At 62.0% G+C, this 25,256-nt stretch carries 27 protein-coding genes; 4 read left to right on the forward strand and 23 right to left on the reverse strand.

Going from position 1 to position 25,256, the window contains the following annotated elements:
- Positions 1–446 precede the first annotated feature (446 nt).
- Entirely contained in the window at positions 447–2,336 is a 1,890-nt protein-coding gene (locus AVMA1855_RS21370; protein ID WP_284427244.1) for an ATP-binding cassette domain-containing protein, read from the forward strand.
- A 26-nt stretch (positions 2,337–2,362) separates the two neighbouring features.
- On the opposite strand, the gene AVMA1855_RS21375 is transcribed toward AVMA1855_RS21370, so the two are convergent.
- The 7 genes from AVMA1855_RS21375 to AVMA1855_RS21405 form a co-directional block, all read right to left on the reverse strand.
- Entirely contained in the window at positions 2,363–3,472 is a 1,110-nt protein-coding gene (locus tag AVMA1855_RS21375) for a protein-glutamate methylesterase/protein-glutamine glutaminase (RefSeq protein ID WP_284427245.1), read from the reverse strand.
- A gap of 23 nt (positions 3,473–3,495) precedes the next feature.
- On the reverse strand, positions 3,496–4,257 hold the full coding sequence (gene cheD, locus AVMA1855_RS21380; RefSeq protein ID WP_284402665.1) for a chemoreceptor glutamine deamidase CheD: 762 nt from the start codon (positions 4,255–4,257) through the stop codon (positions 3,496–3,498).
- A gap of 25 nt (positions 4,258–4,282) precedes the next feature.
- Positions 4,283–5,173, reverse strand: coding sequence for a CheR family methyltransferase (locus tag AVMA1855_RS21385; protein ID WP_284427246.1), 891 nt, complete (start codon positions 5,171–5,173; stop codon positions 4,283–4,285).
- Between the two features lie 103 nt (positions 5,174–5,276).
- Entirely contained in the window at positions 5,277–5,768 is a 492-nt protein-coding gene (locus AVMA1855_RS21390) for a chemotaxis protein CheW (protein ID WP_272550831.1), read from the reverse strand.
- 31 nt (positions 5,769–5,799) lie between these two features.
- A complete protein-coding gene (locus AVMA1855_RS21395; RefSeq protein WP_284427247.1) occupies positions 5,800–7,962 on the reverse strand; it encodes a chemotaxis protein CheW in 2,163 nt (720 codons plus the stop codon).
- Between the two features lie 39 nt (positions 7,963–8,001).
- Positions 8,002–8,364: a response regulator gene (locus AVMA1855_RS21400; protein WP_092745705.1), complete on the reverse strand. Its 363-nt coding sequence runs from the start codon at positions 8,362–8,364 to the stop codon at positions 8,002–8,004.
- A 51-nt stretch (positions 8,365–8,415) separates the two neighbouring features.
- Positions 8,416–8,862: a hypothetical protein gene (locus tag AVMA1855_RS21405; RefSeq protein ID WP_272565370.1), complete on the reverse strand. Its 447-nt coding sequence runs from the start codon at positions 8,860–8,862 to the stop codon at positions 8,416–8,418.
- A gap of 166 nt (positions 8,863–9,028) precedes the next feature.
- On the opposite strand from AVMA1855_RS21405, the gene AVMA1855_RS21410 reads away from it, so the two are divergent.
- Both AVMA1855_RS21410 and AVMA1855_RS21415 read left to right on the forward strand, forming a co-directional pair.
- Positions 9,029–10,150 carry a hybrid sensor histidine kinase/response regulator gene (locus AVMA1855_RS21410; RefSeq protein ID WP_502870361.1) on the forward strand — a complete coding sequence of 374 codons (1,122 nt, stop codon included), beginning with the start codon at positions 9,029–9,031 and terminating at the stop codon, positions 10,148–10,150.
- Positions 10,147–10,776 (forward strand): response regulator, encoded by a 630-nt coding sequence (locus AVMA1855_RS21415; RefSeq protein WP_272565372.1) that lies wholly within the window; start codon positions 10,147–10,149, stop codon positions 10,774–10,776. The genes AVMA1855_RS21410 and AVMA1855_RS21415 overlap by 4 nt, the downstream gene beginning before the upstream one ends.
- A gap of 12 nt (positions 10,777–10,788) precedes the next feature.
- Here AVMA1855_RS21415 and fliR read toward each other — a convergent pair whose 3' ends face one another.
- The 13 genes from fliR to fliF all read right to left on the reverse strand — a co-directional run bounded on the left by fliR (position 10,789) and on the right by fliF (position 22,037).
- A complete protein-coding gene (gene fliR / locus AVMA1855_RS21420; RefSeq protein ID WP_284427248.1) occupies positions 10,789–11,559 on the reverse strand; it encodes a flagellar biosynthetic protein FliR in 771 nt (256 codons plus the stop codon).
- On the reverse strand, positions 11,556–11,825 hold the full coding sequence (gene fliQ, locus AVMA1855_RS21425; RefSeq protein WP_284427249.1) for a flagellar biosynthesis protein FliQ: 270 nt from the start codon (positions 11,823–11,825) through the stop codon (positions 11,556–11,558). The genes fliR and fliQ overlap by 4 nt, the downstream gene beginning before the upstream one ends.
- Before the next feature lie 9 nt (positions 11,826–11,834).
- Complete coding sequence (gene fliP / locus AVMA1855_RS21430) at positions 11,835–12,596, reverse strand: flagellar type III secretion system pore protein FliP (RefSeq protein WP_284407475.1); 762 nt, start codon at positions 12,594–12,596, stop codon at positions 11,835–11,837.
- Entirely contained in the window at positions 12,589–12,948 is a 360-nt protein-coding gene (locus AVMA1855_RS21435; protein WP_272565378.1) for a FliO/MopB family protein, read from the reverse strand. Before AVMA1855_RS21435 ends, fliP begins: the two co-directional genes overlap by 8 nt.
- A 13-nt stretch (positions 12,949–12,961) precedes the next feature.
- Entirely contained in the window at positions 12,962–13,399 is a 438-nt protein-coding gene (fliN, locus tag AVMA1855_RS21440; protein WP_284407477.1) for a flagellar motor switch protein FliN, read from the reverse strand.
- Positions 13,389–14,393, reverse strand: a complete 1,005-nt coding sequence (gene fliM, locus AVMA1855_RS21445; protein WP_272565382.1) for a flagellar motor switch protein FliM — start codon at positions 14,391–14,393, stop codon at positions 13,389–13,391. The genes fliN and fliM overlap by 11 nt, the downstream gene beginning before the upstream one ends.
- An 18-nt stretch (positions 14,394–14,411) precedes the next feature.
- The gene (locus AVMA1855_RS21450) at positions 14,412–14,993 is read right to left on the reverse strand and encodes a flagellar basal body-associated FliL family protein (protein ID WP_272565383.1); all 582 of its coding nucleotides are present in this window, start codon (positions 14,991–14,993) and stop codon (positions 14,412–14,414) included.
- Positions 14,994–15,250: 257 nt separating this feature from the next.
- The gene (locus tag AVMA1855_RS21455; RefSeq protein WP_284427250.1) at positions 15,251–16,654 is read right to left on the reverse strand and encodes a flagellar hook-length control protein FliK; all 1,404 of its coding nucleotides are present in this window, start codon (positions 16,652–16,654) and stop codon (positions 15,251–15,253) included.
- A 2-nt stretch (positions 16,655–16,656) separates the two neighbouring features.
- Positions 16,657–17,130, reverse strand: coding sequence for a flagellar export protein FliJ (gene fliJ, locus AVMA1855_RS21460; protein ID WP_272565386.1), 474 nt, complete (start codon positions 17,128–17,130; stop codon positions 16,657–16,659).
- A 21-nt stretch (positions 17,131–17,151) separates the two neighbouring features.
- The gene (fliI, locus tag AVMA1855_RS21465) at positions 17,152–18,510 is read right to left on the reverse strand and encodes a flagellar protein export ATPase FliI (RefSeq protein ID WP_284407507.1); all 1,359 of its coding nucleotides are present in this window, start codon (positions 18,508–18,510) and stop codon (positions 17,152–17,154) included.
- Positions 18,511–18,595: 85 nt separating this feature from the next.
- The gene (locus AVMA1855_RS21470) at positions 18,596–19,324 is read right to left on the reverse strand and encodes a FliH/SctL family protein (RefSeq protein WP_284427251.1); all 729 of its coding nucleotides are present in this window, start codon (positions 19,322–19,324) and stop codon (positions 18,596–18,598) included.
- Positions 19,308–20,303 (reverse strand): flagellar motor switch protein FliG, encoded by a 996-nt coding sequence (gene fliG, locus AVMA1855_RS21475; protein ID WP_272565391.1) that lies wholly within the window; start codon positions 20,301–20,303, stop codon positions 19,308–19,310. The genes AVMA1855_RS21470 and fliG overlap by 17 nt, the downstream gene beginning before the upstream one ends.
- A gap of 51 nt (positions 20,304–20,354) precedes the next feature.
- The gene (gene fliF, locus AVMA1855_RS21480; protein ID WP_284402654.1) at positions 20,355–22,037 is read right to left on the reverse strand and encodes a flagellar basal-body MS-ring/collar protein FliF; all 1,683 of its coding nucleotides are present in this window, start codon (positions 22,035–22,037) and stop codon (positions 20,355–20,357) included.
- Between the two features lie 171 nt (positions 22,038–22,208).
- Between fliF and fliE the strand changes: the two genes are divergently transcribed.
- Positions 22,209–22,517 carry a flagellar hook-basal body complex protein FliE gene (gene fliE / locus AVMA1855_RS21485; RefSeq protein WP_272565395.1) on the forward strand — a complete coding sequence of 103 codons (309 nt, stop codon included), beginning with the start codon at positions 22,209–22,211 and terminating at the stop codon, positions 22,515–22,517.
- Between the two features lie 317 nt (positions 22,518–22,834).
- On the opposite strand, the gene AVMA1855_RS21490 is transcribed toward fliE, so the two are convergent.
- The 3 genes from AVMA1855_RS21490 to fliD form a co-directional block, all read right to left on the reverse strand.
- Positions 22,835–23,134: a flagellar protein FliT gene (locus AVMA1855_RS21490; RefSeq protein ID WP_092745692.1), complete on the reverse strand. Its 300-nt coding sequence runs from the start codon at positions 23,132–23,134 to the stop codon at positions 22,835–22,837.
- A gap of 2 nt (positions 23,135–23,136) precedes the next feature.
- Entirely contained in the window at positions 23,137–23,562 is a 426-nt protein-coding gene (fliS, locus tag AVMA1855_RS21495) for a flagellar export chaperone FliS (RefSeq protein ID WP_284407508.1), read from the reverse strand.
- A 158-nt stretch (positions 23,563–23,720) separates the two neighbouring features.
- Complete coding sequence (fliD, locus tag AVMA1855_RS21500) at positions 23,721–25,145, reverse strand: flagellar filament capping protein FliD (RefSeq protein WP_284427252.1); 1,425 nt, start codon at positions 25,143–25,145, stop codon at positions 23,721–23,723.
- Positions 25,146–25,256 lie beyond the last annotated feature (111 nt).

Consider the following 25,256-nt stretch of genomic DNA (forward strand, 5'->3'; position numbering starts at 1 on the left):
TAGTGCTAAGCACTAGTTCCAAAGAACTTGGCACTCGCCATCAAACGCCCACGCTTATCGGCTGTATATTTTTAATGAACCGAAACTCAGAATCTCTTCTTTGTTTCAAACTTTGCTGCAATCAGCATAGCCTTGAATTATAGCAGGTTTTTTAAAGTCCCGTCAAACTTGAAGGTCTTTCGTTGTTTTGATCAACCGCCGCTTCCAGCAATCAACCCACCCAGCGAAGCCTCGAATTATATACCGAATTTCAACCCGGCCACAACTCAAAACCAACCTTTCTTGTCAGACTCTCCGGACAACTCAGTCATCCGTCTCACCTGCCAAGCCCGCAAGTATAGACCACTTTTCCCACACCCGTAGGAGAAAGATGACAAAAATTGCAATGTATCTTGCCACAGTCGCCTTGCGCCTCCTTCAGCGCTAAGCCGGATAATTCCTCACATATGGCACTTCTCACCTTACTTAATGCTCAACTGGCTTTCGGTCATGTTGCACTGCTAGATCATGCTGGCTTTTCCCTGGAAGCCGGCGAACGCGTCGGATTGATCGGGCGTAACGGTGCTGGAAAGTCATCGCTACTGAAAATCTTGGGCAGTCTTGCCAAGCCCGATGATGGCTCCCTACAAGTCCAACAGGGAGTTCGAATTGCCTACGTTGCGCAGGAGCCGGTCCTAGAGATGGAAGCTAGTGTTTTCGCCGCAGCCTCAGAAGGGCTGCGCGAAGTAGCAGAAATAAGAGATCTTTACCTCTCTGGCGACCCGGGACTGGACCTCAATGCGTTGCAATCGCAGATTGAGGCCTACGACGCTTGGAACTGGGAACAGCGGGTTGAAGAGACCCTGCAGCGACTTCGACTAGATCCCCACTCGATCGTGGGCAACCTATCAGGCGGAACAAAAAAACGAGTCGCTCTTGCGCAAGCGTTGGTGGCAAGACCGGATGTTCTGTTGCTGGACGAACCGACCAATCACCTCGATCTGGATTCCATCGAATGGCTGGAAGATCTATTGATTGATTTCAAAGGCAGCGTCATCACGATCACCCACGATCGCTCATTCCTGGACAGAGTAGCCACGCGGATTGTGGAGCTCGATCGAGGGCAACTCCGATCGTATCCGGGAAATTTCGCCCAGTACGTGTTTCAAAAGGGTGAGCAGCTTGCCCAGGAGGCCGTTGTCTCGGCCAAGGCCGACAAGTTGCTCGCTCAAGAGGAAATTTGGGTGCGCAAGGGTGTTGAAGCCCGAAGAACCCGCAGTCAAAGCCGCATCGGGCGCCTTGAGGCCCTGCGAGCTGACCGCAGTGCTCGGAGAGAGGTGCTGGGCAGCGTCAAGATGGATATTGCCTCGGGTGCCCAAAATGGCTATCAAGGCAAGATCGTTGCGGAGTTGTCTGACGTCAGCAAATCTTTCGGAAACAAAGTCATCGTCAAAGGTTTTTCTGGAACGATCCTCCGCGGCGACAAAGTGGGTTTGATCGGCCCCAATGGTGCGGGAAAAACCACTTTGCTCAAGCTCATCCTAGGTGAACTAGCTCAAGATGAGGGCACCGTTCGGCGAGGAAGCAATCTGCAGGTAGCGTACTTTGATCAGATGCGACATGCGATCAACCTCGACGCGACCCTTGAAGACTTCATCAGCCCTGGCAGCGAATGGATCGAGATTGGCAAGCAACGCAAGCATGTCAAAAGTTACCTCAGCGATTTCCTTTTTTCCCCTGCCAGGGCTCACTCACCAGTCCGCTCACTTTCAGGAGGGGAACGCAACCGACTGCTTCTGGCTCGCCTCTTCGCACGTCCTGCCAATGTGCTGGTGCTCGACGAGCCAACGAATGACTTAGATATCGACACGCTGGATCTTCTGGAGGAACTACTTCAGACGTATGACGGCACCGTATTCCTTGTGAGCCATGATCGGACCTTCCTTGACAATGTGGTGACCAGCACCATTGCGTATGAAGGAAACGGGCTCTGGCGGGAATACGAGGGCAGTGTTCAAGACTGGCTGACCCAGTCCCGGCGCAGTGGGCCGCTCAATCCCACGTCTTTGCCACCCTCCAAGGCGGCAGTTGAGCGCAATGACACTGTGGACGTAGAGGAAAAGTCAGCACATCTTCCCAAGAAGAAGTTGAGCTACAAAGAGCAACGGGAGCTTGAACAGCTCCCAACTCAAATTGCCACACTAGAGACAGAGCAACAGTCAATCCAGTCAGCACTGGCTGACGGTTCCTTATATGCCAAAGATGGTGCACGAGCGGCCTCCCTCCATGCAAGGGAGGGAGAGATCGAAAATCAACTGATGATTGCGCTGGAGCGCTGGACCGCTTTGTCGTCCTAACGCCCCGTCTTATTGCGCACTGATACCTAGATGCGATGGTGCAATCGATCGGTTGCACCACGCAGCTTGGCGATCAAAGCCGGTGCAATCTGCGTCAAATGCAAAACCTCATCTGCAGCGCCATGTGCAATGGCCTCCCGGGGCATACCGAAAACGATGCAACTTGCCTCGTCCTGCACATAGTTGTAACTGCCAGCATCCTTCATCTCGCGCATCGCGGAGGCACCATCATTTCCCATGCCGGTCAACATGATGCCGAAAACGTTACGTCCCGCTACCCCCGCGGCCGACTTGAATAAGACCTCCACCGACGGCTTGTGCCGATTGACAGGAGGACCATCATCCACCACGGCCACATAGTTGGCTCCACTGCGTGCAATATGAAACTGCTTTCCTCCGGGCGCTATGTAGGCATGGCCAGGCAAGATGCGCTCTCCGTTGGCCGCTTCTTTCACTGTGATTTGGCACAACCCATTGAGCCTGGCGGCGAAGCTGGTGGTGAAACCTGGTGGCATGTGCTGAGTGATCACGATCGCCGGTGAGTCTGCTGGCATCTGCATCAGCACTTCGCGGATGGCCTCTGTTCCACCAGTGGATGCACCGATGCAAATCAGCTTTTCCGTCGACAAGCGGCCCAGCAATGTGGTCGTATGCGTCGGAGCATGTCCCCCCTCTACAGAACCAGTTGTTGGAGAGTGCGGACGGGTCGGGCTTTGCACCGGCGCTCTCCGGACCTGTGCGACAGCGGCCACCCGAATCTTCTCAACGATCTGGGTCGCCAATTCATTCAGACCACTGGAAAGGCCGACCCGGGGTTTGGCAACGAAGTCAACCGCTCCCAGTTCGAGCGCCTTCATCGTGACTTCAGCCCCCCTCTCCGTGAGCGTGGAAATCATCACCACGGGCATGGGCCGAAGGCGCATCAGGCGCCCAAGAAAATCAATTCCATCCATGCGAGGCATCTCGACGTCCAAGGTAATGACATCGGGGTTCATTTCGCGAATCATTTCGCGTGCAATCAAAGGATCGTTGGCGGTTCCAATGCACTCCATGTCCCGCTGGCGATTGATGATTTCGGCCAAAAGACTGCGCACCAACGCCGAATCATCCACAACGATCACCCGGATCTTCCTCATTCCCTCATGTCCTTGTTCATTTCTCAAAAGAGGTCCACTGATCCGCCGGCAGTCGCTTTGGCAACCGTCGCAGCGTTGCCGCGAACTTCCTGCTCCACCAATGTCTCTGGATGCGCATGGGCGAGCCGCTTCACCATCGCTTTTCCTGTCACCGGAAAGAAAACGACTTTGCGTGGATAGATATCGAGCACGTCTTCCGAAACAATCGGGATACGCTCTGTCTGGAGATAGTTGAGCACAAAGTTGGTGTTGCGCTCACCCACATTCATCGTGGTGAAGTTATGCATCACCTGTGCCCCACCAAATATCTTGGCCTGCATGCTTTCCCGGCGAGCTCCAAGTTTCAGCATTTCGTTGATCAGCAACTCCATGGCATACGAGCCATAGCGGCCGGATACATCGGAGGAATCGCCATCGGGGAGCATGAAGTGATTCATACCACCGACCCGGCTACGGCTGTCCCACAGGCAAGCGGCAATGCATGAGCCGAGCACGGTCATGATCACCAGATTCTCATCCGAGACGAAATATTCCCCGGGAAGCACTTTGACCGCATTGTGCTGAAAATGATGATCAAAAAAGAAAAATGAGGCTTCTCCCGGCCGGCGCGTTTGCGCCTTGAGCTCCGGCAATGTTGATTGCTTTGCGGCAGAGGCTGGAGTGCCAGTGTAAATATCGGCACTGAGCGGCGCAATTCGCGGTGCACGACGCCGCTCTACCGTTCCACCATAGGCGGACGGCGGTGCGCCAGACGGAGGGGGAAAGCCAGGGCGGGTATTGGTCATGTGGGCTCTTGCAGAAGACTATCGGTCAACGGCGCTCATACACGGTCTTGCCGCGCAAAGTGAAAAGGTCACGGGACTCGCTGAAGTTTTCAGCATGCCCGACAAAAAGCATGCCGCCCGGTTTCAACACACGATGGATGCGCTCCAGTACCTTGCGCTGGGTGGGGGCATCGAAATAGATCATGACATTGCGGCAAAAAACGACGTCGAACGGCTCCCGAAAAGGCCAGTCGTCGCGGATGAGATTCACGCTCAGGAAATCGATGCTTCGGCGCAACTCAGGTTTTGCACGTGCAAACCCGGCATTTGAGGCCTTGCCCCGCAAGAAGAATCGTTGAAGGCGTTCAGGACTCAACCCTTTCACGCTGTCCAGGCGGTACACCCCCTCGGCTGCCGTAGCCAACACCCGGGAATCGATATCGCTGGCCGTTAATTTGAACGAGCCGTTACTGCTCAAAGACTCCATGGCTGTCATCACGATGGAATATGGTTCTTCCCCGGTGGATGCAGCGTTGCACCACACACTCCACGGGCCAGCAGGCCGTGTGCGCAGGAGATTGGCCAGAATCTCAAAGTGGTGCTGCTCCCGGAAGAACGCAGTCAGATTGGTCGTGAGCGCGTTCACGAACTCCTGCCACTCCGGGCCATCATGGGTTTCCAGCCAGCTCAGATATTCATGAAAGCTCGTATGCCCGGTATCGCGCAACCGCCGCGACAAACGGCTGTAGACCATTGCATGTTTGCCATCGTGCAAACTGATACCAGCCCGCTGATAAATGAGCGCCTGGACACGTGAAAAATCTGCGTTGGTCCAGACGAATTCTCGCCCTTGGGCCAAGGGGCCCGATGAAGGCGAAACCGCTGGTGATTCCGCCACGCCTCGTGCAGGAGGGAGAGGACTGGAGGTCTGGCGCATGTTGCTTTTCACTTCGAGAGGTCGATGGTTCACAGGCCAGCGGTTACGGATACAGCCACGTCGATTGATCTTTAAGCCGTTGCGTGGCGGCGAAGTGTCGGCCTCATTCGTTGGCAGAAACCAAACCCATGTCCATACTGGCCATGAGCTTCTCGATATCCAACAGGATGAGCATGCGCTCACCCACCGAGCCCAAGCCGACGATGCAGTTGGTGTCGATGGTGCTCTCCACCTCCGGGGCAACGCGGATCTGGTCCGAGTTCAGTTCCATGACGTCACTCACCGAGTCCACCACGATCCCGACAACCCGGTTTCGCAGATTCAGGATGATGACCACCGTAAAGCTGTTGTATTCCGCTTTGGAACAACTGAATTTCAGCCGCATGTCAACGATGGGAACAATGGTGCCGCGCAGATTCGTCACGCCCTTGATGAAGTCTGGCGCATTGGCGATGCGTGTCGGCGGCTCATAGCCGCGGATCTCCTGCACCTTCAGGATGTCGATCCCATACTCCTCTTGATCCAGCCGGAAAGTCAAATACTCCCGGGCGCCAGAGACAGTCGCTTCATTGGTTTTTTCCATCACTCCAGCCATAGGGCTCTCCTTATATCAACGGGTCGCGGGCTCAGTGGCGAGCGCGCCGCACCAAAGCACCTGTGTCCAGGATGAGTGCCACAGTTCCGTCCCCGAGAATGGTGGCGCCGGACACATTGGGCACTTTGCGATAGTTGGTTTCCAGGTTTTTCACGACGACTTGGTGTTGGCCGAGCAACTCATCCACCAACAATGCGACCCGGCTACCGTCCGCCTCAACCACCACCATGATGTTGCTGGACTTGCTTTGATCCAGGCGAGGGACCTGGAATGTTTTCTCCAGGGCGATGACCGGCATATATTCATCCCGCACCTTGACCAGTTGAGATCCTTGCGCGACCGTATTGACATCATCGGGATTGACCTGGAACGACTCCACGACAGAAGACAACGGAAGGATGTAGACCTCTTCCCCCACTCCCACCGACATGCCATCCATGATCGCCAGCGTCAGCGGCAACCGCACGGACACACGCATGCCATACCCTTCGGCAGAATCGATTTCCACCGACCCGTTGAGTGCAGCGATATTCCGTTTCACCACATCCATGCCGACCCCACGCCCGGAGACATCGGTCACTTCATCGGCAGTGGAGAAGCCTGGCGCGAAAATCAGGCCCCACACATCTGCGTCGCTCATCTGATCGGAGACATCCAGCCCACGTTCCCTGGCTTTTCGCATGATTTTTTCGCGCGAGAGTCCTCGACCATCGTCACGTACTTCAATCACGATGGAGCCTCCTTGATGCGAGGCGGACAACGTGATCGTTCCATGCTCGGACTTCCCTGCAGCAAGCCGGTCAGCAGGCATTTCAATGCCATGGTCGCAGCTGTTCCGAACCAAATGCGTCAATGGGTCGGTGATTTTTTCGACCAAGCTCTTGTCCAGTTCGGTGGCTTCACCCAAGGTGACCATCTCGACTTTCTTGCCCAGCTTGTTGGCCAAGTCTCTGAGCATCCGCGGAAAGCGGCTGAACACGATCGACATGGGAATCATGCGGATCGACATCACGGACTCTTGCAAATCCCGTGTGTTGCGATCCAGATCGGCCAACCCCGCCAGCAACTGTTGATAGGCCCCCGCATCAAGACCGCGGCTGTTCTGCGCCAACATGGCCTGGGTGATCACCAATTCGCCGACCAGATTGATCAACTGGTCAACCTTGTTCACTGCCACACGAATAGTGGTGGACTCCATCTGCGCTTGGCTGACCGCCTTGGGCTCCGCAGCGCGGGCTGCGGCTGCAGGCTGCTTGGCAGACGGGGCATCCGACACATTTGCAACGGCCACCTCCGTCCGATCGCTCGGCATACCAGGGGACCCATTGAAGAATCCATAGGGTGCTTCCGTGGACACCTCGCCCGCTTGCAGCAGGGCTGCTTCCGGATCGGCTTCCACACTGGCCGAACCGTCTTCTGCACCGATCCTGACCTGGTCTTTCGACACATGGAAGGCGAACAGATCCAGCAGGTCATCGTTGGTGGAAGTGGTCTCGACCGCGAACAGCCGGACACCCTGCTCGTCAGAAGGAACGTCGCGAATGGAACCGAGGCCGGGAATATCGCGGAACAATTCCTTGATGGCGTCAGCCTGTTCCAAACGCTCCAGCGGACCGATGCGGATCTCGAGGGAGCGCGCGCTACCCGGTGCGGCTGCCGCAGCGGGAACGGATGGGGCAGGCGTGACCGGAGCTGGCGCAGGCACAGGAGTCGGCGCTGGCGGCGGTGGGGGGGGCGGCGCCAAGGCCGCCACAGGTTCGGCAGGAACATTGCCGGCAGCCAATTCACTGATTCGGCGAACCAGTTCCGCCGTGGATACGGCTTCGCCCTGGCCTCCCGCTTGGTGCCTGGCAAGCAGGCTGCGGGACGCATCGGCAGACTCCAGCAGCACATCCACCATTTGGGGAATGGGCTGCAGTTCATGGCGCCGCAAGCGGTCCAGCAGCGATTCCATTTGATGGGTCAACTCTGCAACATCGGAGAATCCGAAGGTTGCAGCTCCTCCCTTGATGGAATGCGCGCAACGGAAAATACCGTTCAATTCTTCGTCATTGGCCGCACTCAGATCCAGGTCCAGGAGCATGTGCTCCATCTGGTCCAGGTTCTCGCCCGCCTCTTCGAAGAAGATCTGATAGAACTGACTGAGATCGAAGTCCGCGCCACCGCCCGCGCCTTCTTGATAGGTATCCGCCATTAGGGGCTCCAGTACTTAGGTTATCTGCACGCGATGGCGTTAGCGAATGACTTTTTGAATCACTTCGATCAAGCGGTTCGGATCGAAAGGCTTCACGAGCCAGCCCGTGGCGCCCGCGGAACGTCCCGCCTGCTTCATCTGGTCGCTCGACTCGGTCGTGAGGATCAGAATGGGAATGGTCTTGAACCTGGGATGCTCACGCAGCTTGCGGGTCAGGCCGATTCCGTCGAGTCTTGGCATGTTCTGGTCGGCCAGCACCAGATGGATATCGTGGGTTTCGGCCTTTTCGAGCGCGTCTTGCCCGTCTACCGCCTCCACCACGTGGTACCCCGCCCCGGTCAGGGTGAAGGACACCATCTTTCGCATGGACGGTGAATCATCAACGGCAAGAATCGATTGCATGTAGGGCTCCACTCACTTGAATATATAAGGTAACCAGTTACGGGCGCGGGCTCAGAACAGGTCGATTGATCCTGCATCCATTTCGCTCTGCGTGACAGGATTGGGACGGTCGGGGGCCATTTCAGCGAAGGGCGCGGCTTCTTCGCCCTCTTCGGTACCCATGGCTTCGGAGGCCAGGCGGAAAGCGCATCCTTGAAGCACCTTCGTGGTGTGCCAGATCAGTTGGGAGGCCATGTCCTGGAATTGCAGTTCAGTGACAGCACTGCGCAGTGCCGTCCGCAGCGCGGCGAGTTCCGCCGAATCGCCGACTACATCGTCGGTCAACGCACCGTTGGCTTCGCCGAAGCGTGCCAGCAGATTGTCGGTCGCATGGCTGAGCAGGCCTTCCAGTCGATGCAGATCATGCATGACGACCAACAAGGAGTCTTGCAATTCTGCAGCAACCATGACTGGCACTTGAACCCCTGGGCCGCCAGGGCTAGTTAGCGTAGATTGCATCGTTTCTCCAGAACTGCAAGCGGCTGCAGGGCAAACAAATTCCAATTCGGCAAGACGCTGGTGGCGGAATCCACTGGCAAAGACGTCCCATGCGAACCATTCTCTCGGCTTTCCTCGATCACCGCCGCACGGGACAAACACCCTTGTTTGTTCCAATATGTATCCTATGATAGCGTTCCCCATGCCATCAGGAGTAACGGATCGACCCTTGCGCATCCTGCATTTAGAAGATTCTGTAGCGGATCATGAGTTGGCTTGCATTACGTTGCGCCGCGCCAACGTGGTGTATGAAATCCACCACGTGGACACACTGACATCGTTCATAGAGCAACTCGATGCAGAGCCTTTCGATCTGATCCTTGCGGACTACCGCCTGCCTGGCTTCACTGCGCTGGACGCTTGGAGTGTGGTGGCGCAGCGGGAGCCCCATCCGCCCTTCGTCTTGCTTTCCGGTGCCATCGGCGAGGCGGCAGCGGTGGATGCGATGCGGCTGGGCATTGCGGACTACCTTCTCAAAGACGACATGGTGAGGCTGCCGCACGTCATTGACCGCGCCATCGAAGTGCACGAGGCTCGGCGCGCGAGGGAGAAAGCCACGGCCGATCTGGCTGCGTCCGAACGGCGGCTGGCAGAACTCACCGAGCATTTGCAAAGTTCGATCGAAAAAGAACGGGCCGCCATTGCCCGCGAGATCCACGATGACATTGGCGGTGCATTGAGTGCCGTGCGTTTCGATGTGGGCTGGATCAGCCGGCATGCCAAGGACGACGGGATGCAATCCCACGCGGCGGCCGCCACCGAGATGCTGCAGCACGCCATCGAGGCGAGTCAGCGCATCATGATGAATCTGCGCCCCCCCATCCTGGACCAGGGCCTGGTGGCCGCCGTGCAATGGCTGGCGGAAAGTTTCGAGCGGCGCACCGGCATTCCCACCCGGGTGCACACGAGCAAGGACACAATCCACGTGGACGCAGCCATTCAGCTGGTGGCTTACCGCACGGCGCAGGAAGCCCTGACCAATGTCTTCAAATATGCCGAAGCGCGACAGGTTGGCGTCGACCTGTCGGACAGCGAGGGGGTACTGACACTGGAGGTCACCGACGACGGACGGGGCATGGAGCCTGCCATGCGGGAGAAGCCCAAATCATTCGGTCTCAAAGGCCTTCAAGAACGAGCGCGCACCGTGGGAGGATGGCTCGACATCAGCAGCCATCCCGGCCGCGGAACCGCCGTCATCCTGTCGGTGCCGCTGACACCCCAAAACATTTCAGAGGAGGAGGCACCATGATCCAGGTCGTGCTGTGTGATGACCATGCGGTCCTGCGAAGGGGCATCCGTGACACGCTCTCGGAGGCACCGGACATTCAGGTGACGGGCGAGGCCGGTGGCTACTCCGAACTGAGGGAGGTATTGCGCACCGCGCCTTGCGACGTGCTGCTGCTCGATCTCAACATGCCCGGTCGCAGCGGCCTGGAAGTGCTCGCCAGCCTTCGCGAGACGGACTCCGCCGTCAAGGTACTGGTCGTCTCGATGTATCCCGAGGACCAATATGCGCTGCGGTGCCTGCGCGCGGGCGCACAGGGCTATGCCAACAAAGCAGGCGACCCGGTGGAGTTGATCGAAGCCGTGCGCACCGTGATGAAAGGCCGCAAGTACCTCACTCCAGAGGTGGCGCAGATGCTGGCGGACAGCCTGGCGCAGCCGAGTCCCGAGTTGCCCCACGAGGCGTTGTCGGAGAGGGAACTGCAAACCCTGGTGAAGATTGCGTCCGGCAAACGCCTGTCAGACATTGCGGAAGAACTGATGCTGAGCCCCAAGACGGTCAGCGTCTATCGGTCCCGCGTGTTGGAAAAACTCAAGCTCACCAACAACGCGGAACTCACGGTGTACGCCATTCGCAACCAGTTGGTCTGAAGGCCTGGCCGCCTAACGCTGTGAAGCGAAAAGATCGATGGATTGCTGCATCAGCGCCATGACGGGCTGCTCGAGCATGGGCAGGGTCGCCGCAATGCCCAGAAGGCCCACGGTCAGCGTCACGGGAAAACCCACTGCATAGATATTCATCTGCGGCGCCACGCGCGATATGATGCCCATGGCCATGTTCACGAACAGCAACAGGGCAATCATGGGCAAGGCAATCCAGAGGGCGCTGGAAAAGAGCGAAGCGCCCAGATCATGCAGCCGCAACTGGCCCAGGGCCTGCATGAAATGGCCATTCACAGGAAAGCTGTCGAAGCTTTTCACCACCGCCATCAGCACCATCAGATGGCCATTGATGACCACGAAGAGCAGCATGGCCATGTGCCCGAAAAACCGGGCCACGGCACTCACCTGCGTGTTGCTGGAGGGATCGAAGAACGATGCGAAGTTCAGCCCCATCTGCAGGCCGATCACCTCGCCCGCCAGTTCCACCGCCGTGAACACCAGGCGCACCGCAAAGCCAATGGCGGCCCCCACGGCCACTTGCTGGGCCACGGCACCCAGTGCCTCGCGCCCGTTGATGTTGATGATGGGCTGATCCGGCAGGGCGGCCTGCGCGCAAACCGAAATGAGGAAGGCCAAGCCGATCTTGGCCCGCATCGGGATCACGCGCATGGAGAACACCGGCGCCACCATGAACATGGCCAGGATGCGCAGGAAAGGCCAGAGGATCGGTGACAGCCAAGCCACCAGTTGGGCCTCTGAAAACGTGATCACGACACGACCGACGGGATGGATTCGATGGTTCTGCGGATGAAGTCCACGAGCGAAGTGATCATCCAGGGGCCGGCGATGGCGAACACCACCATGGCGGCAATCAGCTTGGGCACGAAGGCGAGCGTGGCCTCATTGATCTGCGTGACAGCCTGAAAGATGCTGACGAGCAGCCCCACCACCATGACCACGCCCAGCACCGGCATCGAAATCACCAGCAGCAAAGTCAGGGCGTCTCGCCCCATCGTCAAAACCATTTGCGAGGTCATGCGCACTCCTCAGGTGGCGAAACTGGCGGCCAGGGAGCCGATCAGCAGATTCCAGCCGTCCGCCAGCACGAACAGCATGAGTTTGAACGGCAATGCGACCAGCACCGGCGACAGCATCATCATGCCCAGGGACATCAGGATGCTGGAAACCACCATGTCGATGACCAGGAACGGGATAAAGATCATGAACCCGATCTGGAACGCCGATTTGAGTTCGCTGGTCACGAATGCCGGCACCAGCACGCGCAGGGGCGCGGTTTCCGCCGTGGCCCCTGCATCGAGCTTGGCCAGGCGGGCAAACAGGGCGAAGTCGGACTGGCGCGTCTGCTTGAGCATGAAGCCGCGCATGGGGGCCTCCGCCCTCTCCAGCGCCTGCTCGAACGTGATGGTGTTCGCGGTGTAAGGCACGTAGGCGTCCTGGTACACGCGATCGAAGGTGGGCCCCATCACGAAGAACGTGAGAAACAGCGACAGACCCACGATCACCTGGTTCGGCGGTGCCGACTGGGTGCCGATGGCCTGGCGCAGCAGTGACAGCACGATCACGATGCGGGTGAAGCCCGTCATCATGAGCAGCACTGCCGGCAAAAATGACAGGGCCGTGAAGAACAGCAGCGTCTGAATGGGCACCGAAAAGCTCGCGCCCGCGTTGCCCGAACCGACCAGCACGGGCAACGAACCCGGTGCCGCTTGTGCAAGTGCCGCTGGAGCGAAAACCGTGGCGGCAACCGCCAACGCCCACCCGCTCCAGGCGCGCCGGCGATCAGCCATGGGGCGCCTCTTGCCCCCGCAACCTGGCTGCGGCTACCTCATCGGCAAAGGACGGCGCAGGAATCGCACCCCGGGGCGCTCCGGCAGACACGGAAGGGTCGATCACATGCAGACAACGGATCTGCTGCGCCGTGACCCCCAGGACCAGCCAGGTCCGCTGGTGCTCCGGCCCCACTTCCACCGTGATCACGCGTTGCTGTGGCCCGATGCCCACGGTAGAGACCACCTTGGAGGCGGCGCTCGCCGCCGCTCCCGGCCCGCCGCCCTGGCGTTGCTGCATGCGCCGGATCCACCAGGGCAGCGTGGCAATGGCCGCCACGAAAAGCACGACGATGACCAGCGTCTGCGTCATGTTGCCGCCCGCGCTATCCACGGCTGACCCTTCGCAGGCGTTCCGACGGCGTGACCACATCGGTCAGGCGGATACCGAACTTGTCGTTCACCACCACCACCTCGCCCTGAGCGATGAGATAGCCATTGACCAGCACGTCCATGGGCTCGCCGGCCAACGCGTCCAGTTCGACCACCGAGCCTTGCGCCAGTTGGAGGATGTACTTGATCGGCACCTTGGTCCGGCCCAGCTCCACCGACAGCTGCACCGGAATGTCCAGCACCATGTTGATGTCGTTGACCGGAGAGTCCGAGTTGGCCGAAAAAGGCCGTACCGGGTCACCAGCCAGGGGGCCACCCTGGTCCGCAGCAGGCTCGTCCGTGCGCTTTTGCTCTTCCAGCGCCTCGGCCCAGCCAGCAAACGGATCGTCCGCGCTGGCGTCCTTGTTGTCGTTGTCGCCTTCAGTTGACATTCTTTTCTCCCAGCCAGCTCAGATCGGAATTGCGCAGGCATTCCTCGATCCGGATGGCGTATTTCGCGTTGTGCGTGCCGTACTGGCACTCAAAAATGGGCACGCCTCCAATGGAGGCACGGATGCGGGGTTCACGGTCGAGTTCGATGAAATCGCCAGGCTTCATGGCCAGCAACTGCTCCACCGTGGCATCGGCCTTGGCCAGTTCCGCCACCAGCGTCACCTCGGCGGCCTGGATTTCCCGCGTGAGCACGCGCACCCACCGGCGGTCCACTTCGATGGAGTCGCCCTGCGTGGACGAATACAGCACATCGCGGATGGGCTCCAGCGTGGCATAGGGCATGCAGATATGAATCGCGCCGGACAGATCCCCGATTTCCAGTTGGAAAGCCGTGGAGACCACGATTTCGCTGGGGGTCGCGATGTTCGCGAACTGGGGCTGCATTTCCGAACGCTGGTACTCCAGCTCGAGCGGATAGATGCCGTGCCATGCCTTCTTGTACTCGGCGCAGATCACATCGACCAGGCGGTTGATGACCCGCTGCTCGGTCGGGGAAAAATCCCGCCCTTCGATGCGGGTCTGGAACTTGCCGACGCCGCCATACAGCGTGTCGATGATGCCGAACACCAGGGACGGCTCGCACACGATCAGCCCGCTGCCACGCAGCGGACGGATGGCGACGATGTTGAAGTTGGTCGGCACCGCCAGCTCGCGCAGGAAAGCGCTGTAACGCTGCACCGACACCGTGCCCACCGAGATTTCCGGGCTGCGCCGGATGAAATTGAACAGGCCGATGCGGAAGTTGCGTGCGAACCGCTCGTTGACGATTTCCATCGTCGGCATCCGGCCGCGCACGATGCGCTCCTGGCTGGAGATGTCGTAATTGCGGACCGCTCCGGTCTCGGCCACTTCCTCGACCGACTTCTGGCTCTCACCCGTGACACCCTCCAAAAGGGCATCGACCTCTTCCTGCGACAGAAATGAATCACTCATGGCAGTCTCCTGTCGCCGTCACTGGATGATGAAACTGGAGAAAAGGACTTGCCGCACAGGATTCGTATCAGCGGCAGGCTTGGCACGCGGTGCCTCTTCTTCGTCCTCCACCTCCTGGCTGGCGGGGCGCTTGCGGGGCTTGGGCACCGTGTATCCCAAGGGCTTGGAGACTTCGCGCCGGATGTCGGTCGCCAGTTTTTCCTTGCCTTCGCGGCCCAGCAACTCCTCGGAGGTGCGCTGGGACACCAGCATCAGGATGGCGCTGCGGATGCTCGGCAGGTACAGCTTGACCTGCTCCGCCGTTTTCGCATCGGCCAGTTCCAAGGTGAGACCGATCTGGGCGAACCGCTCTCCACCGGTATCGGCCAGGTTCACGACCATGTTGTCGATGGGCAGGAAGGTGGGCGCCACCTTGGGAGCTGCCGGGGCATGGGGGCGGGCCTCTGCGCCCTCCTCGTCTTCGGCATGGCTGCGGCTGCTCATGATGAACCAGGCCGCGCCTGCACCAGCGATGACCAGCAGGGCAACGACCACACCGATGATGAGCATCTTCTTGCTCTTGGCCTTGGGCGGCGCTGCGGCGGCAGGATTGGCAGACACGTTGGGATTCCTTGCGCAACAAATTCAGGACAGGGCGGCACAGCGAGGGCCGCACAGGCGGCACACCTCACTCGATGTCCCCATTATTGGGCGTCCCAGCTTTCGATAATAGCCAGAATAAAAGCCCAAAACCATGGCTTTCAGCCTCCTAGGGCTGCGCGCCGTCCAGAACCGATGCGGGATGTCGGCCCAGCCGGGCCTGCCGCCTCCGGCCCTTCTTCGGCCCGGTGCGCCAGGATGCCCAGGCCGGCTTGCGTTCAGGCAAAGACGTCCAGCGCGCGGGCGGAACCCGAAGGGCTCTTCACGGCCAAGCCCGCTCCCGAGCCCACGCCGGCGGCGGCCTGCACCTGAGCATGCCGTGTCGGTCCGTCGCGGTCCGAAGCGGGGCGACGGCCATCACTGCCCGAAGCCCCGGCCCCGTTACTGCCCGACTGACCCACGGTGACACCGGACAACTCCAGCCCCTCGCTGCGCAACAGATCCCGCAGTTGCGCCGCGCTGGAGTCCAGCCATTCGCGGGTGTTGGCTTGGTCGCTGCGGAACGTGACATGCGCCTCGTTGCCCGACAGCGACACCATGACCTCCACCGGCTGGCCTTCCCGATCGATGGTGAGTTCGGCGTTCTGCGTTTTCTGGTGCACCCAGTACGCGACCTGCTCGGCGATCTGGTCCTCCACGCCCACCTGGGAGGGGTCGGCCAGCACCCCTGCGCCATCGGTCGCCACCGGTGCGTCGCTCAGGGAAAAGCCCATTCCGGACTCGGCCCCAGGCCCGCCACCCCGTGAGGATGGCCCATCGGAGGCCCCTGACCCCGCGCCACGCTCCGACGAGCGCAAGGCCACCGCTTCGGCCAGTGCGCCAGCGACCGGTGCAGCCGCACCCAAGGCATCCTGCGGTGCCCGCGCCAATGCCGACACCCCGGCGGCGCCCGCTCCATCACGCCGATCCGGTGCCATGGCGGCGACCGCTGCGGTCAATGCGCCAGGCATCTCTGCCGAAGCCGGCTTCTTGTCTTCCTTGCCCAGCGCATTGCGCAAGGCCGCAGCGCCCGTGCCCGCCGTGGACGGATCCACGCCCAAGCCAGCAGCGGAGGAGCCCGCCGCCGCAGAGAGACGTGCCTGCAGGCCCTTGTAAGGGGTAGTGCCAGGGGCCACCGGAGCAGCCGCTGCCGTATCGGACAGATCCGTTGCGCGGTCCATCCAGGCCGTTTGACCGACCAGGCTGCCAGAGTCCATCAGGCCGCTGAACCCATTGGCCCAGGCGCCTGTGCCGGCGTTGTCGCCCAGCACCCGGCCCAGCGGTTGGCCCAGCACCCCCTGCTGCGCACCGCCCTGCGCCGGGAGCTGCCCCTGGCCCTGGATGGGCACCTGGGTGGACAGCTGACCGCTTTGCAACGCCGCCAGCGCGGCAGGGTCCAACGGCAGTGCACCGACCTCGCCGGCCTGCAGCCAGGGGGCCTGGGCCGCGCCGGGATCGGCCTGCAGGATGTCTGCGGTGCCGTCCCCGAGTGCGGTGGTGTCCATGGCGGCCAGCAGCAGAGAGAAGCCGCCCTGCCCCGCACCCTGCTGCGTGGCATCCTGCGCCGCGCCGGCCTTGCCGGCGGCGCGCGCGCCGCGCGTTTCGTGGGTCGTGTGCGAGCTGTTGATGCGTGTCGGTTCCATGTTCACCACTCCTGCGGCCCCTGCTGGCCCTGGGTTGCATTTTCCTTGCCGAATTGCAGCGCAGCGCGCTCATCGGTTTGCTTCTGATCGCGGCGCGCCTGGAGCTTGTCCATCTCGCTCCGCCGTTTCTCGACCACTTTCTTCAGTGCCGCCAGCCGCAACTCGGCCGCCAGCACGGCACGGGTGGCATGCTCCACGCGCCCGGCCTGATCGCCCACCACCCCGGTCTGCAGGCCGACCGCATGGGCGAGCCGGTCCATGAACTGGTAGTGGTGGTACATGACTTCGGGCTTGACGGTGGTGTCGGCCTGCGCCCCCCAGCGTCCCTGGGTTTCCAGCGCGTAGCCTTCCAGTTGCTGCAGTTGCGCTTGCGACGCCTGGCGCGCGCGCTGCGCGTCCTGCAGCACCTGCCGCGCCTCGTCGCGCTTGCGCTCGGCCATTTCGACGGCCACCAGAAAAGCATTCAGCGAAGACATGGTCGGTTCACCCCTGGCCCATCAATGGTTGAGCACCGCGCCCATGAAGCCCAGGCTTTCGCCCATGGGCGCCGCTTCGAACATGTTCTGCTGCAAAAAGTCCGCCATGGCGGGCTGCAGCCGGATGGCTTCGTCCAGCGCCGGGTCGGAGCCGCTCATGTAGGCGCCCACCTGGATCAGGTCACGGCTCTTCTGGTAGCGCGAATACACCGCGCGGAACCGCCGGGCCAGTTCGAAATGCTCCCGCGACACCACGTTGTGCATCACGCGCGAGGCCGACTGCTCGATGTCGATGGCCGGGAAATGCCCCGTTTCAGCCAGCGCGCGGGACAGCACGATGTGCCCGTCCAAGATGGCGCGCGCCGCATCGGCGATCGGGTCCTGCTGGTCATCGCCTTCGGACAGCACCGTGTAGAAGGCCGTGATGGAGCCCACCCCGTGCAATCCGTTGCCGCTGCGCTCCACCAGCGCCGGCAGCTTGGCAAAGCAGCTGGGCGGGTACCCCTTGGTGGCGGGTGGCTCGCCGATGGCCAGCGCGATCTCGCGCTGCGCCATGGCATAGCGGGTGAGCGAATCCATGAGCAGCAGCACGTGCTTGCCCTTGTCGCGAAAGTGCTCCGCAATCGCCGTGGCGTACGCGGCGCCCTGCATGCGCAGCAGCGGCGGCGCATCGGCCGGCGCCGCCACCACGACGGCGCGGCCCCGGTCTTCCTCGCCGAGGATGTCTTCCACGAATTCCTTGACCTCGCGGCCACGTTCGCCGATCAGGCCGACGACGATCACATCGGCCTGCGTGTAGCGGGCCATCATTCCCAGCAGCACGCTCTTGCCCACGCCGGAGCCGGCGAACAGCCCCAGGCGCTGGCCGCGCCCCACGGTGAGCAGGGCGTTGATGGCACGCACGCCCGTGTCCAGGGTCTCGCGCACGGGATCGCGGTCCATGGCGTTGATCTGGCGCCGGTCCATGGGCTCGGAGTTCACGTTGACCACGGCACCGCCATGGTCCAGCGGAATGCCCTGGGAATCGACCACGCGCCCCAGCAACCCGTCGCCCATCGGCAACCGGAGCACGCCAGCGGCCGGTGATGGCCGGGCGTCCTCGCCCAGCCTCGGCTGGGGCACGTACGCCGCCGCAGGCACCACGCTGGCGCCGCTGGACAGCCCGTGGATGTCACCCGCCGGCATCAGGAAAGCGCGGTCGGCCGAGAACCCGACGACCTCCGCCAGCACAGGCTCGTGGCCGGGCATCTGCACCATGCACTGCGACCCCACGGGCACGCGGATGCCCACGGCCTCCAGCACCAGCCCCGTCAATCGGGTGAGCGTGCCGCGGGTTTCCAGTGGGGCGCCCTGTGCCACGCGGGCCCGCGCATCCGCCATGAAACGGCCCCAGGCCGTGTCCGCCGGGCTCTGGACATCGGCCTCGATGGGTGCATCCGGCAACAGCGAGGTTTCAGGGAGGGTGTCAGCCATGGGCCTTCTCCCCTTCAGCATCCCAGGCGGACGCCAGGCCCAGCGAGGCAATCGCACGCTCCCAGCGCCGGCCCAGCGAGCCATCGATCACCGTCCCGGCCGACTCCACGAAGCAATCGCCTGCGGCCACGGCCGCATCGGGCAGCCACTGCACCTTGGCCCCCGCATAGGCTTCGCCCAACGGTTTTTCAAGCACCTCCCAGTCGGCGGGGTTCATGCGCACCGTGGCCGGGCGGCCTTCGGCAATCAGCATGCCCAGGGCTTCGCGCACCACGGGCAGCAAGGCCTGCGGCTGGCTCGACAATTCCTGGCGGATCACCTGGCGGGCGATGTCGCAGGCCAGCTGCAGCACTTCCTGCGCGACATGCTGCTGCATGTGGACGAGGCTGGCCTGGGCCGCCTGCACCACCTGATCCATCCGCTGCGCGACCTCCTGGCCCTGGCCGGCGATGTAGTCGTCCATGCGCTGCTGCCACTCCAGTCCGGCTTTTTCCTCGCCATGCGCGCGGCCCTGCTCGAAGCCCTCCTGCCGCGCCGCTTCCAGGGCGCTCAGGTGCGTGGCCTCGTCGAAGACGACCGGAAGGGGTTCCGGTTCGGGCTCCGGCACGGGGGGCAGCAAATCCGATCCGTCCACGGCGCCGAACTGCCACTGGGTCACCTCCCCGACCTCTTCGCTGGGGATGAACCGCGTGTAGCTGCGCGGGTTATACGAATGCGTCATCACCGCCGCCTCCGATCACGATCTGGCCTTCATCCGACAGGCGGCGAACGGTCTTGAGGATTTCCTTTTGCTGGGCTTCGACTTCGGACAGCCGCATCGGGCCACGCGACTCCAGGTCTTCGCGCATGGCCTCGGCGGCGCGCGACGACATGTTGGCCAGGAATTTCTCGCGTAGCTCGGGCACGGCGCCCTTGAGCGCCACGATGAGCGTTTCGGACGCCACTTCCTTGAGCACGGTCTGGATCGCACGGTCGTCGAGCTTGGCCACGTCGTCGAAGACGAACATCTTGTCCATGATCTTCTGGGCCAGGTCGGGGTCGTAGCCCCGGATCGACTCCAGCACCACGCTGTCCATGTTGGAGCCCAGCAGGTTGATGATCTCGGCCGCCGCCTTGACGCCGCCCAGCGAGCTCTTGCGGATCTTGTCGCCACCCGCCAGCACCTTGAACAGCACCTCGTTGAGGTCCTTGAGCGCGGTGGGCTGGATGCCTTCCAGCGTAGCCACGCGCAGCAGCACCTCGCTGCGCTGGCGGTCGGTGAGCTGCATCAGCACGGCTGCGGCCTGCTCGGAATCCAGATGCACCAGAATGGCGGCGACGATCTGCGGGTGCTCGTTGCGCAGCAGCTCGGCCACCGACAGCGGGTCCATCCACTTCAGGCTTTCGATGCCGGAAACGTCACCGCCCTGGAGAATTCGGTCGATCAGCAACGCGGCCTTGTCGTCGCCCAGCGCGCGCTTGAGCACCGACCGCACGTAGTTGCTGGTGTCGGACACCAGCAGGCTCTGCGCCGCGGCGTCGCCGGAAAAGCGGTTGATGACCGAATCGACCTTCTCGCGCGAAACCGAGCGCATGCGGGCGATGGTTTCGCCCAGTTTCTGCACTTCCTTCGGCGACAGATGCTTGAAGACCTCGGCGGCTTCCTCTTCGCCGAGGGACATCAGCAAAATCGCAGCATCGTTCAGGCCTTGGTCATCCATGGAAAGCTCGTGGTTTCATGCGTCGGTGGGAAATCATCGCACGGCGCCGCGTCACGACTCGCCGTTGACCCACGTCTTGAGAATATTCGCCACGGCCATCGGGTTCTCCTTGGCCAGCACACGGGCCTCTTCCAGGCGCAGTTGCTCGGGCGTCTGGGCGACCTCCTCGGGCTTGGACGGCGCGGCCAGCGCCGGGCGCTGCGGCTCTTCCGCCTCGATGGCGTCGAGCTGTCCGCCCTGGGCCACCGGAATCGCCCGGGGCTTGCCCATGCCCTTGATGGCGGGGCGCACCAGGCCGAGCAGTACCATGGCCGCGAACAGGGACATGCCCACGGGCCAGCCCAGGCTCTTGGCCAGCTCGATCATCTCGGGCTGCTTCCACAGCGGCAGGTCCACCACCGGCGTGGAATCGACCAGGAACGGCGTGTTCATGAGGTTCACCGAGTCGCCACGCTCCTTGTTGAAGCCGATGGTTTCGCGCACCAGCGCCGTCATCTGCTCCAGTTGCTCGGGCGACAAGGCCTTGTTGGTGGGCGCCTTGCCCGCGGCTTCCGCCACGGCCTGGTAATTCACCACCACCGCCGCGCTCACGCGCTTGAGGGCGCCGCTGCCGCCGCGGGTCACGCGGACGGTCTTGTCCACTTCATAGTTGGTGATGGATTCGCGCTTGCTGCCCGTGCCCTGCGCGCCCTGCTGACCAGCGGCCGTCGGTGCGGGGTTGGCGCCGTTGATGGGCGCGGTCGAAGGCTGGGGCGGCTGGTTGCTGGTGGCGCCGGGCACTCCGCTGGGGGGCTGGGCGCCCTGGGTGCCGGCGCTTTCCACGACCTGCTGGCTGCGCACGGCGCTGGCGTCGGGCGTCTGGTTAGGGCGATGCTGCTCGGAGGTGGATTCGGTCTGGCTGAAATCGACCTCGGCCGTGACCTGCGCCTTGACGTTGTTCTTGCCCACCACCGGCTCCAGGATGTCCAGGATGCGGCGCGTGTACTGCTGCTCGATCTGCTGCACGTAGCTCAGCTGCTGTGCGTCCACGCCCGAACCGGCAGCCGTGTCGGGGGATTGCGATAGCAGCTTGCCGGTGTCGTCCAGCACGCTCACGGCGGAGGGCGACAGCTCCGGCACGCTGGAGGCTACCAGATGCACGATCCCGGCCAGCTGCGTGCGGTCCAGGAAACGGCCGGGGAACAGGCTCAGCAGCACGGACGCGGAAGGCTTTTGCTGCTCGCGGAAAAAACCGTTCTGGTTGGGCAGAGCCAGGTGCACACGTGCGCTTTGCACCGAAGACAGCGCTTGGATCGAGCGGGTCAGCTCGCCCTCGAGGCCACGCTGGAAGTTCAGCCGCTCCTGGAACTGGGTGACGCCGAACCGGTTCGTCTCCATCAGCTCGAAGCCCGTCACCGAGCCCTTGGGCAAGCCCTGGGTGGCCAGACGCAGGCGCACGTCGTGCACGCGCTCGGCCGGAATCAGGATGGCCCCGCCGCCCTCGGCGTACTTGTAGGGCACGTTCATCGTTGACAGCTGGGCCACGATGGCGCCGCCGTCCTTGTCGCTCAGATTGGCGAACAGCACCCGGTAGTCCGGCTGGCGGCTGAAGACCACCGCGGCAACCACGGCAGCGATCAGCAAGACCATGCCTGCGCCCAGGCGCATCCGCTGGCCCCGTTCGAGCGCGGAAAACCGCTGCATCCACGAGGGGTTAGCGGGACTGATGACAGGGACTTCAGCAACTGCGGACATGGTGCTTTCCAAAAGGTCCGACCCGGCAGAGGGTTGGCGTGGGGCGATTATTGGACGAGCCCCTTGCCGACGTAGCCGAGATAAGGCCGTCGTTTCACCATCTATTCCCCAGGATGGCGCGGCGCCGGCCCCCTAGGATTGCACCATCCCGCCATTCCTTCGGACACAGCCATGGACCTCCGCATATCAAGCCCCACCACGCCACTTGCAGGCGCTGGCCTTGCGCGCCGTGCCGCGGCACCGCAGGACTCGCAGGAAGTGGGGTTTTCCTCGGCGCTCAAGGGCGCGCTGCAGTCGGTCAGCGCCTCCCAGAACCGGGCGGCCGACCTGCAAAAGGAAGTGCAGATGGAAAACCCGGCCGTGAGCCTGGAAGAAACCATGGTGGCGATCCAGAAGGCCCAGATCGGCTTTCAGGCCACGCTGCACGTGCGCAACCGCATGGTTCAGGCCTACACCGACATCATGAACATGCAGGTTTGACGCCAGCCCGCAACATCGAACCCATCATTTGCTATTATTTTTATAGCGAAACGCCTTAGTACTTATTGCACTGGAAGGCCATTTGACTGGTAATTCCTTGCACCGCTGCGGTTGATACAGCCGCGCCGCATGGGCTTTCGATTCAATACACCACCCGCCTCAACCCCGCTTGGCGGCGGCGGCGATCCTGAAAACAACACTGCCGAAGGCGCACTGCGCGCCAGCCTGCTGGCCGCCACCGCTCGCTGCACTGCGCGATGGCGCCGCTTGGCACTGGCCGGGCAGGCAGCCCGGCGAGGGGACGACCCCCTCCCTCCTCAATGCATCATCTGCGGCTGGCGCTCCAGCAAATGCTCGAACTGCGACAGCCAGGGTTCCGCCAGGCAGCGGATCTGGGCATCGTTGCTCAGGATGCGTTGCATGATGCGCGTCTTTTCCCGGCGGTGCTCCGGCAGCAGATCGTGCTCCTGGGCTTTGAATCGCAGTTGCTCGATGAGCACCGCGCAGGCGCCTTCGTAGCGAACCACGCCATCCCAATCCTTGAGCTTGGCAGCCTCCAGCATCTTGGCGCTGCTGTCTTCGATGGCTTTGTAGTAATCGATGAGCATTTCAGACATTCTTAGTTTCTCCCACCGGGGGCCGAAGGACGGCCACCGGCACCGATCTCGCCCCAACCCTGCGCCACCGGCACGATCAGGTTGACCACTTCTTCCACCAGGGTGACGTCGTTGCGCAGGTTGGCCATGGTGAGCCGGCCCACGCAGTAGTCATACAGGGCCCGCAGATTGGCGGCCAGTTCACCACCCTGGGCGGGATTGAGCGCTCCCTTGAGGCCCTCTTCGATGATGCGCACGGCCTTGCCCAGTTGACGGCCCTTTTCCTCCACATCGCCGCGCTGCATGGAGCCGCGGGCCGCGTTGAGCGACTGCACCAGGCCATCGAACAACATCTGGATCAATTGATGGGGCGAGGCGCCATCCACACTGGATTGCACACCGACCTGCCGATAGACCGAGGCGGCGCGGGAACTGACTGGCGTGTACATCGAGAACTCCTTCATGCTACTTACATTCAATATCGGCAGATCAAGAAGGAACTCAAGGACATTTACGAGGTGTTTTGGCGTTCTGGCAGGGTGGCGCAACGGAGAGTGACCCAGGGTTCAGGCCAGCCGCGCGGCGGCGGCTGGCCCGGACACCGGGCTTACTTGTTCCACTGGGCGACCTGCTGCGTGATGTAGCTGTTGAGGGCCGAGAGACTGCCCATCTGGGTGTCCAGCGCGGTGTATTGCGCGCGCATGCGCTTTTCCAATACGGCCGCGCGGTTGTTCACCTTTTCCTGGTCGGACGTGTTGCGCTTGACTTCCAGGTCGAGGGCGTCGGACTTGTTGTTCATGAGGCCGTCCAGCGACAGCAGTCCAGAGGTGAACGACTTCATGCGAACGGCAGCGCCAGTGCCCGTGCCGCCCGAGGCCGGGTCGGACGCAAACAGCTGCTTGAGCGTGTCGGGCGTTTTCAGCGCGTTGTCCAGCTTGGTGTTGTCCACCGTCAGCTTGCCGCCGCGCTGCACTTCCAGGCCGATGTCGGAGAGCGTCTGCAGGGCAGACGTACCGCCGACTGCGGCACCGATGGCCGCCCGCAGCGAGTTCTGCAGCCCGACCGCCGTGCTGTCGCCCTGCAGCACGCCCTTGGTCTTGCTCTCGCTGTCGTATTTGGTCGAGGAACCCAGCAGGTCATTGACGGCGTTGTAGGCATCCACGAAATCCTGGATGTTCTTCTTCATCGTGGCGGTATCGGCCTTCACCCCCATCTCCACGTCGGTCGTGGTCACTTGCGACACCGTCAGGGTCAATCCGGGAATGGCTTCGGTGAACGTGTTGTCCTTGGACGTCACGCTGATGCCGTTGATCTTGGCCTGCGTGTTCTGTGCGTACTGGATGGTATTGGCCGCCAGCCCCACGCCTGGGGAATTTTGCGGATCGAAGGCGAGCTTGGAGAGGCCCGGCGCCGCCGGATCTTCCGCCACCTGCACGCGAAAGCCCGACTCTTGCCCGGTGGTCTTGGAACGCAGCAGGAGCCGCTCCCCGGAGGCATCGCGCAACACGGTGGCCGTGACGCCGGCATCGCCTTCGTTGATCTTGGCGGCGATGTTCGTGATCGTGTCGGTCGCGCTGACCGAGACATTGATCGGCTTGGAGGACCCCACGCCGAAAGTCGGTGGATTCGCAGTGGAATCCCAGGTGCCCAACTGGATGGTCATGGTGCCTGCGCCAATGACAGAGTCCTTGGCGACGGCGGTAGAAGCATTCGATTGCGCGCGGGCCAGTTGCTGCACGCTCACACCGAAAGACGATGCGCTGGCAATTCCCGACACCGTGGCCGTGACGGCCGCGCTGTTGGAAGAGCTGACCGCCATGCCGTTCCACGCGCTGTCCCGGGTCAGCTTGGCCGCGGCGTCCGACAAGGTCGAGAGCAGCGACTTCACCTGGGAGAACGTGGAAATCTTGGTCTGGATGGTGTCCGCTTTGGCCTGCAGCTGAACGAGGGGCTGCTTTTCCAGCGCCACCGTCTTGGTGACGATGGTTTCGACGTTGAGCCCGCTGCCAATGCCTATCGAGGTAATGCCCATTTTGGTCTCCCAGGCAGCCGGGGCCGCCATCAACAATCAATACACGATTGTGGCGAGAATCGCTTCGATCTAAAAGCAGGAAAAGCGGCGACAGGAGTGGCCCTGTCGCCG

This window comes from Acidovorax sp. SUPP1855, assembly GCF_030158955.1.
Classification (GTDB): Bacteria; Pseudomonadota; Gammaproteobacteria; order Burkholderiales; family Burkholderiaceae_C; genus Paracidovorax.

Coding starts and splice junctions, on each gene's coding strand:
- AVMA1855_RS21370 (WP_284427244.1), top strand. CDS start 447: ATGGCACTTCTCACCTTACTTAATGCTCAACTGGCTTTCGGTCATGTT.
- AVMA1855_RS21375 (WP_284427245.1), bottom strand. CDS start 3,472: ATGAGGAAGATCCGGGTGATCGTTGTGGATGATTCGGCGTTGGTGCGC.
- cheD (WP_284402665.1), bottom strand. CDS start 4,257: ATGACCAATACCCGCCCTGGCTTTCCCCCTCCGTCTGGCGCACCGCCG.
- AVMA1855_RS21385 (WP_284427246.1), bottom strand. CDS start 5,173: ATGCGCCAGACCTCCAGTCCTCTCCCTCCTGCACGAGGCGTGGCGGAA.
- AVMA1855_RS21390 (WP_272550831.1), bottom strand. CDS start 5,768: ATGGCTGGAGTGATGGAAAAAACCAATGAAGCGACTGTCTCTGGCGCC.
- AVMA1855_RS21395 (WP_284427247.1), bottom strand. CDS start 7,962: ATGGCGGATACCTATCAAGAAGGCGCGGGCGGTGGCGCGGACTTCGAT.
- AVMA1855_RS21400 (WP_092745705.1), bottom strand. CDS start 8,364: ATGCAATCGATTCTTGCCGTTGATGATTCACCGTCCATGCGAAAGATG.
- AVMA1855_RS21405 (WP_272565370.1), bottom strand. CDS start 8,862: ATGCAATCTACGCTAACTAGCCCTGGCGGCCCAGGGGTTCAAGTGCCA.
- AVMA1855_RS21410 (WP_502870361.1), top strand. CDS start 9,029: ATGATAGCGTTCCCCATGCCATCAGGAGTAACGGATCGACCCTTGCGC.
- AVMA1855_RS21415 (WP_272565372.1), top strand. CDS start 10,147: ATGATCCAGGTCGTGCTGTGTGATGACCATGCGGTCCTGCGAAGGGGC.
- fliQ (WP_284427249.1), bottom strand. CDS start 11,825: ATGACCTCGCAAATGGTTTTGACGATGGGGCGAGACGCCCTGACTTTG.
- fliP (WP_284407475.1), bottom strand. CDS start 12,596: ATGGCTGATCGCCGGCGCGCCTGGAGCGGGTGGGCGTTGGCGGTTGCC.
- AVMA1855_RS21435 (WP_272565378.1), bottom strand. CDS start 12,948: ATGACGCAGACGCTGGTCATCGTCGTGCTTTTCGTGGCGGCCATTGCC.
- fliN (WP_284407477.1), bottom strand. CDS start 13,399: ATGTCAACTGAAGGCGACAACGACAACAAGGACGCCAGCGCGGACGAT.
- fliM (WP_272565382.1), bottom strand. CDS start 14,393: ATGAGTGATTCATTTCTGTCGCAGGAAGAGGTCGATGCCCTTTTGGAG.
- AVMA1855_RS21455 (WP_284427250.1), bottom strand. CDS start 16,654: ATGGAACCGACACGCATCAACAGCTCGCACACGACCCACGAAACGCGC.
- fliJ (WP_272565386.1), bottom strand. CDS start 17,130: ATGTCTTCGCTGAATGCTTTTCTGGTGGCCGTCGAAATGGCCGAGCGC.
- fliI (WP_284407507.1), bottom strand. CDS start 18,510: ATGGCGGATGCGCGGGCCCGCGTGGCACAGGGCGCCCCACTGGAAACC.
- AVMA1855_RS21470 (WP_284427251.1), bottom strand. CDS start 19,324: ATGACGCATTCGTATAACCCGCGCAGCTACACGCGGTTCATCCCCAGC.
- fliG (WP_272565391.1), bottom strand. CDS start 20,303: ATGGATGACCAAGGCCTGAACGATGCTGCGATTTTGCTGATGTCCCTC.
- fliF (WP_284402654.1), bottom strand. CDS start 22,037: ATGTCCGCAGTTGCTGAAGTCCCTGTCATCAGTCCCGCTAACCCCTCG.
- fliE (WP_272565395.1), top strand. CDS start 22,209: ATGGACCTCCGCATATCAAGCCCCACCACGCCACTTGCAGGCGCTGGC.
- AVMA1855_RS21490 (WP_092745692.1), bottom strand. CDS start 23,134: ATGTCTGAAATGCTCATCGATTACTACAAAGCCATCGAAGACAGCAGC.
- fliS (WP_284407508.1), bottom strand. CDS start 23,562: ATGTACACGCCAGTCAGTTCCCGCGCCGCCTCGGTCTATCGGCAGGTC.
- fliD (WP_284427252.1), bottom strand. CDS start 25,145: ATGGGCATTACCTCGATAGGCATTGGCAGCGGGCTCAACGTCGAAACC.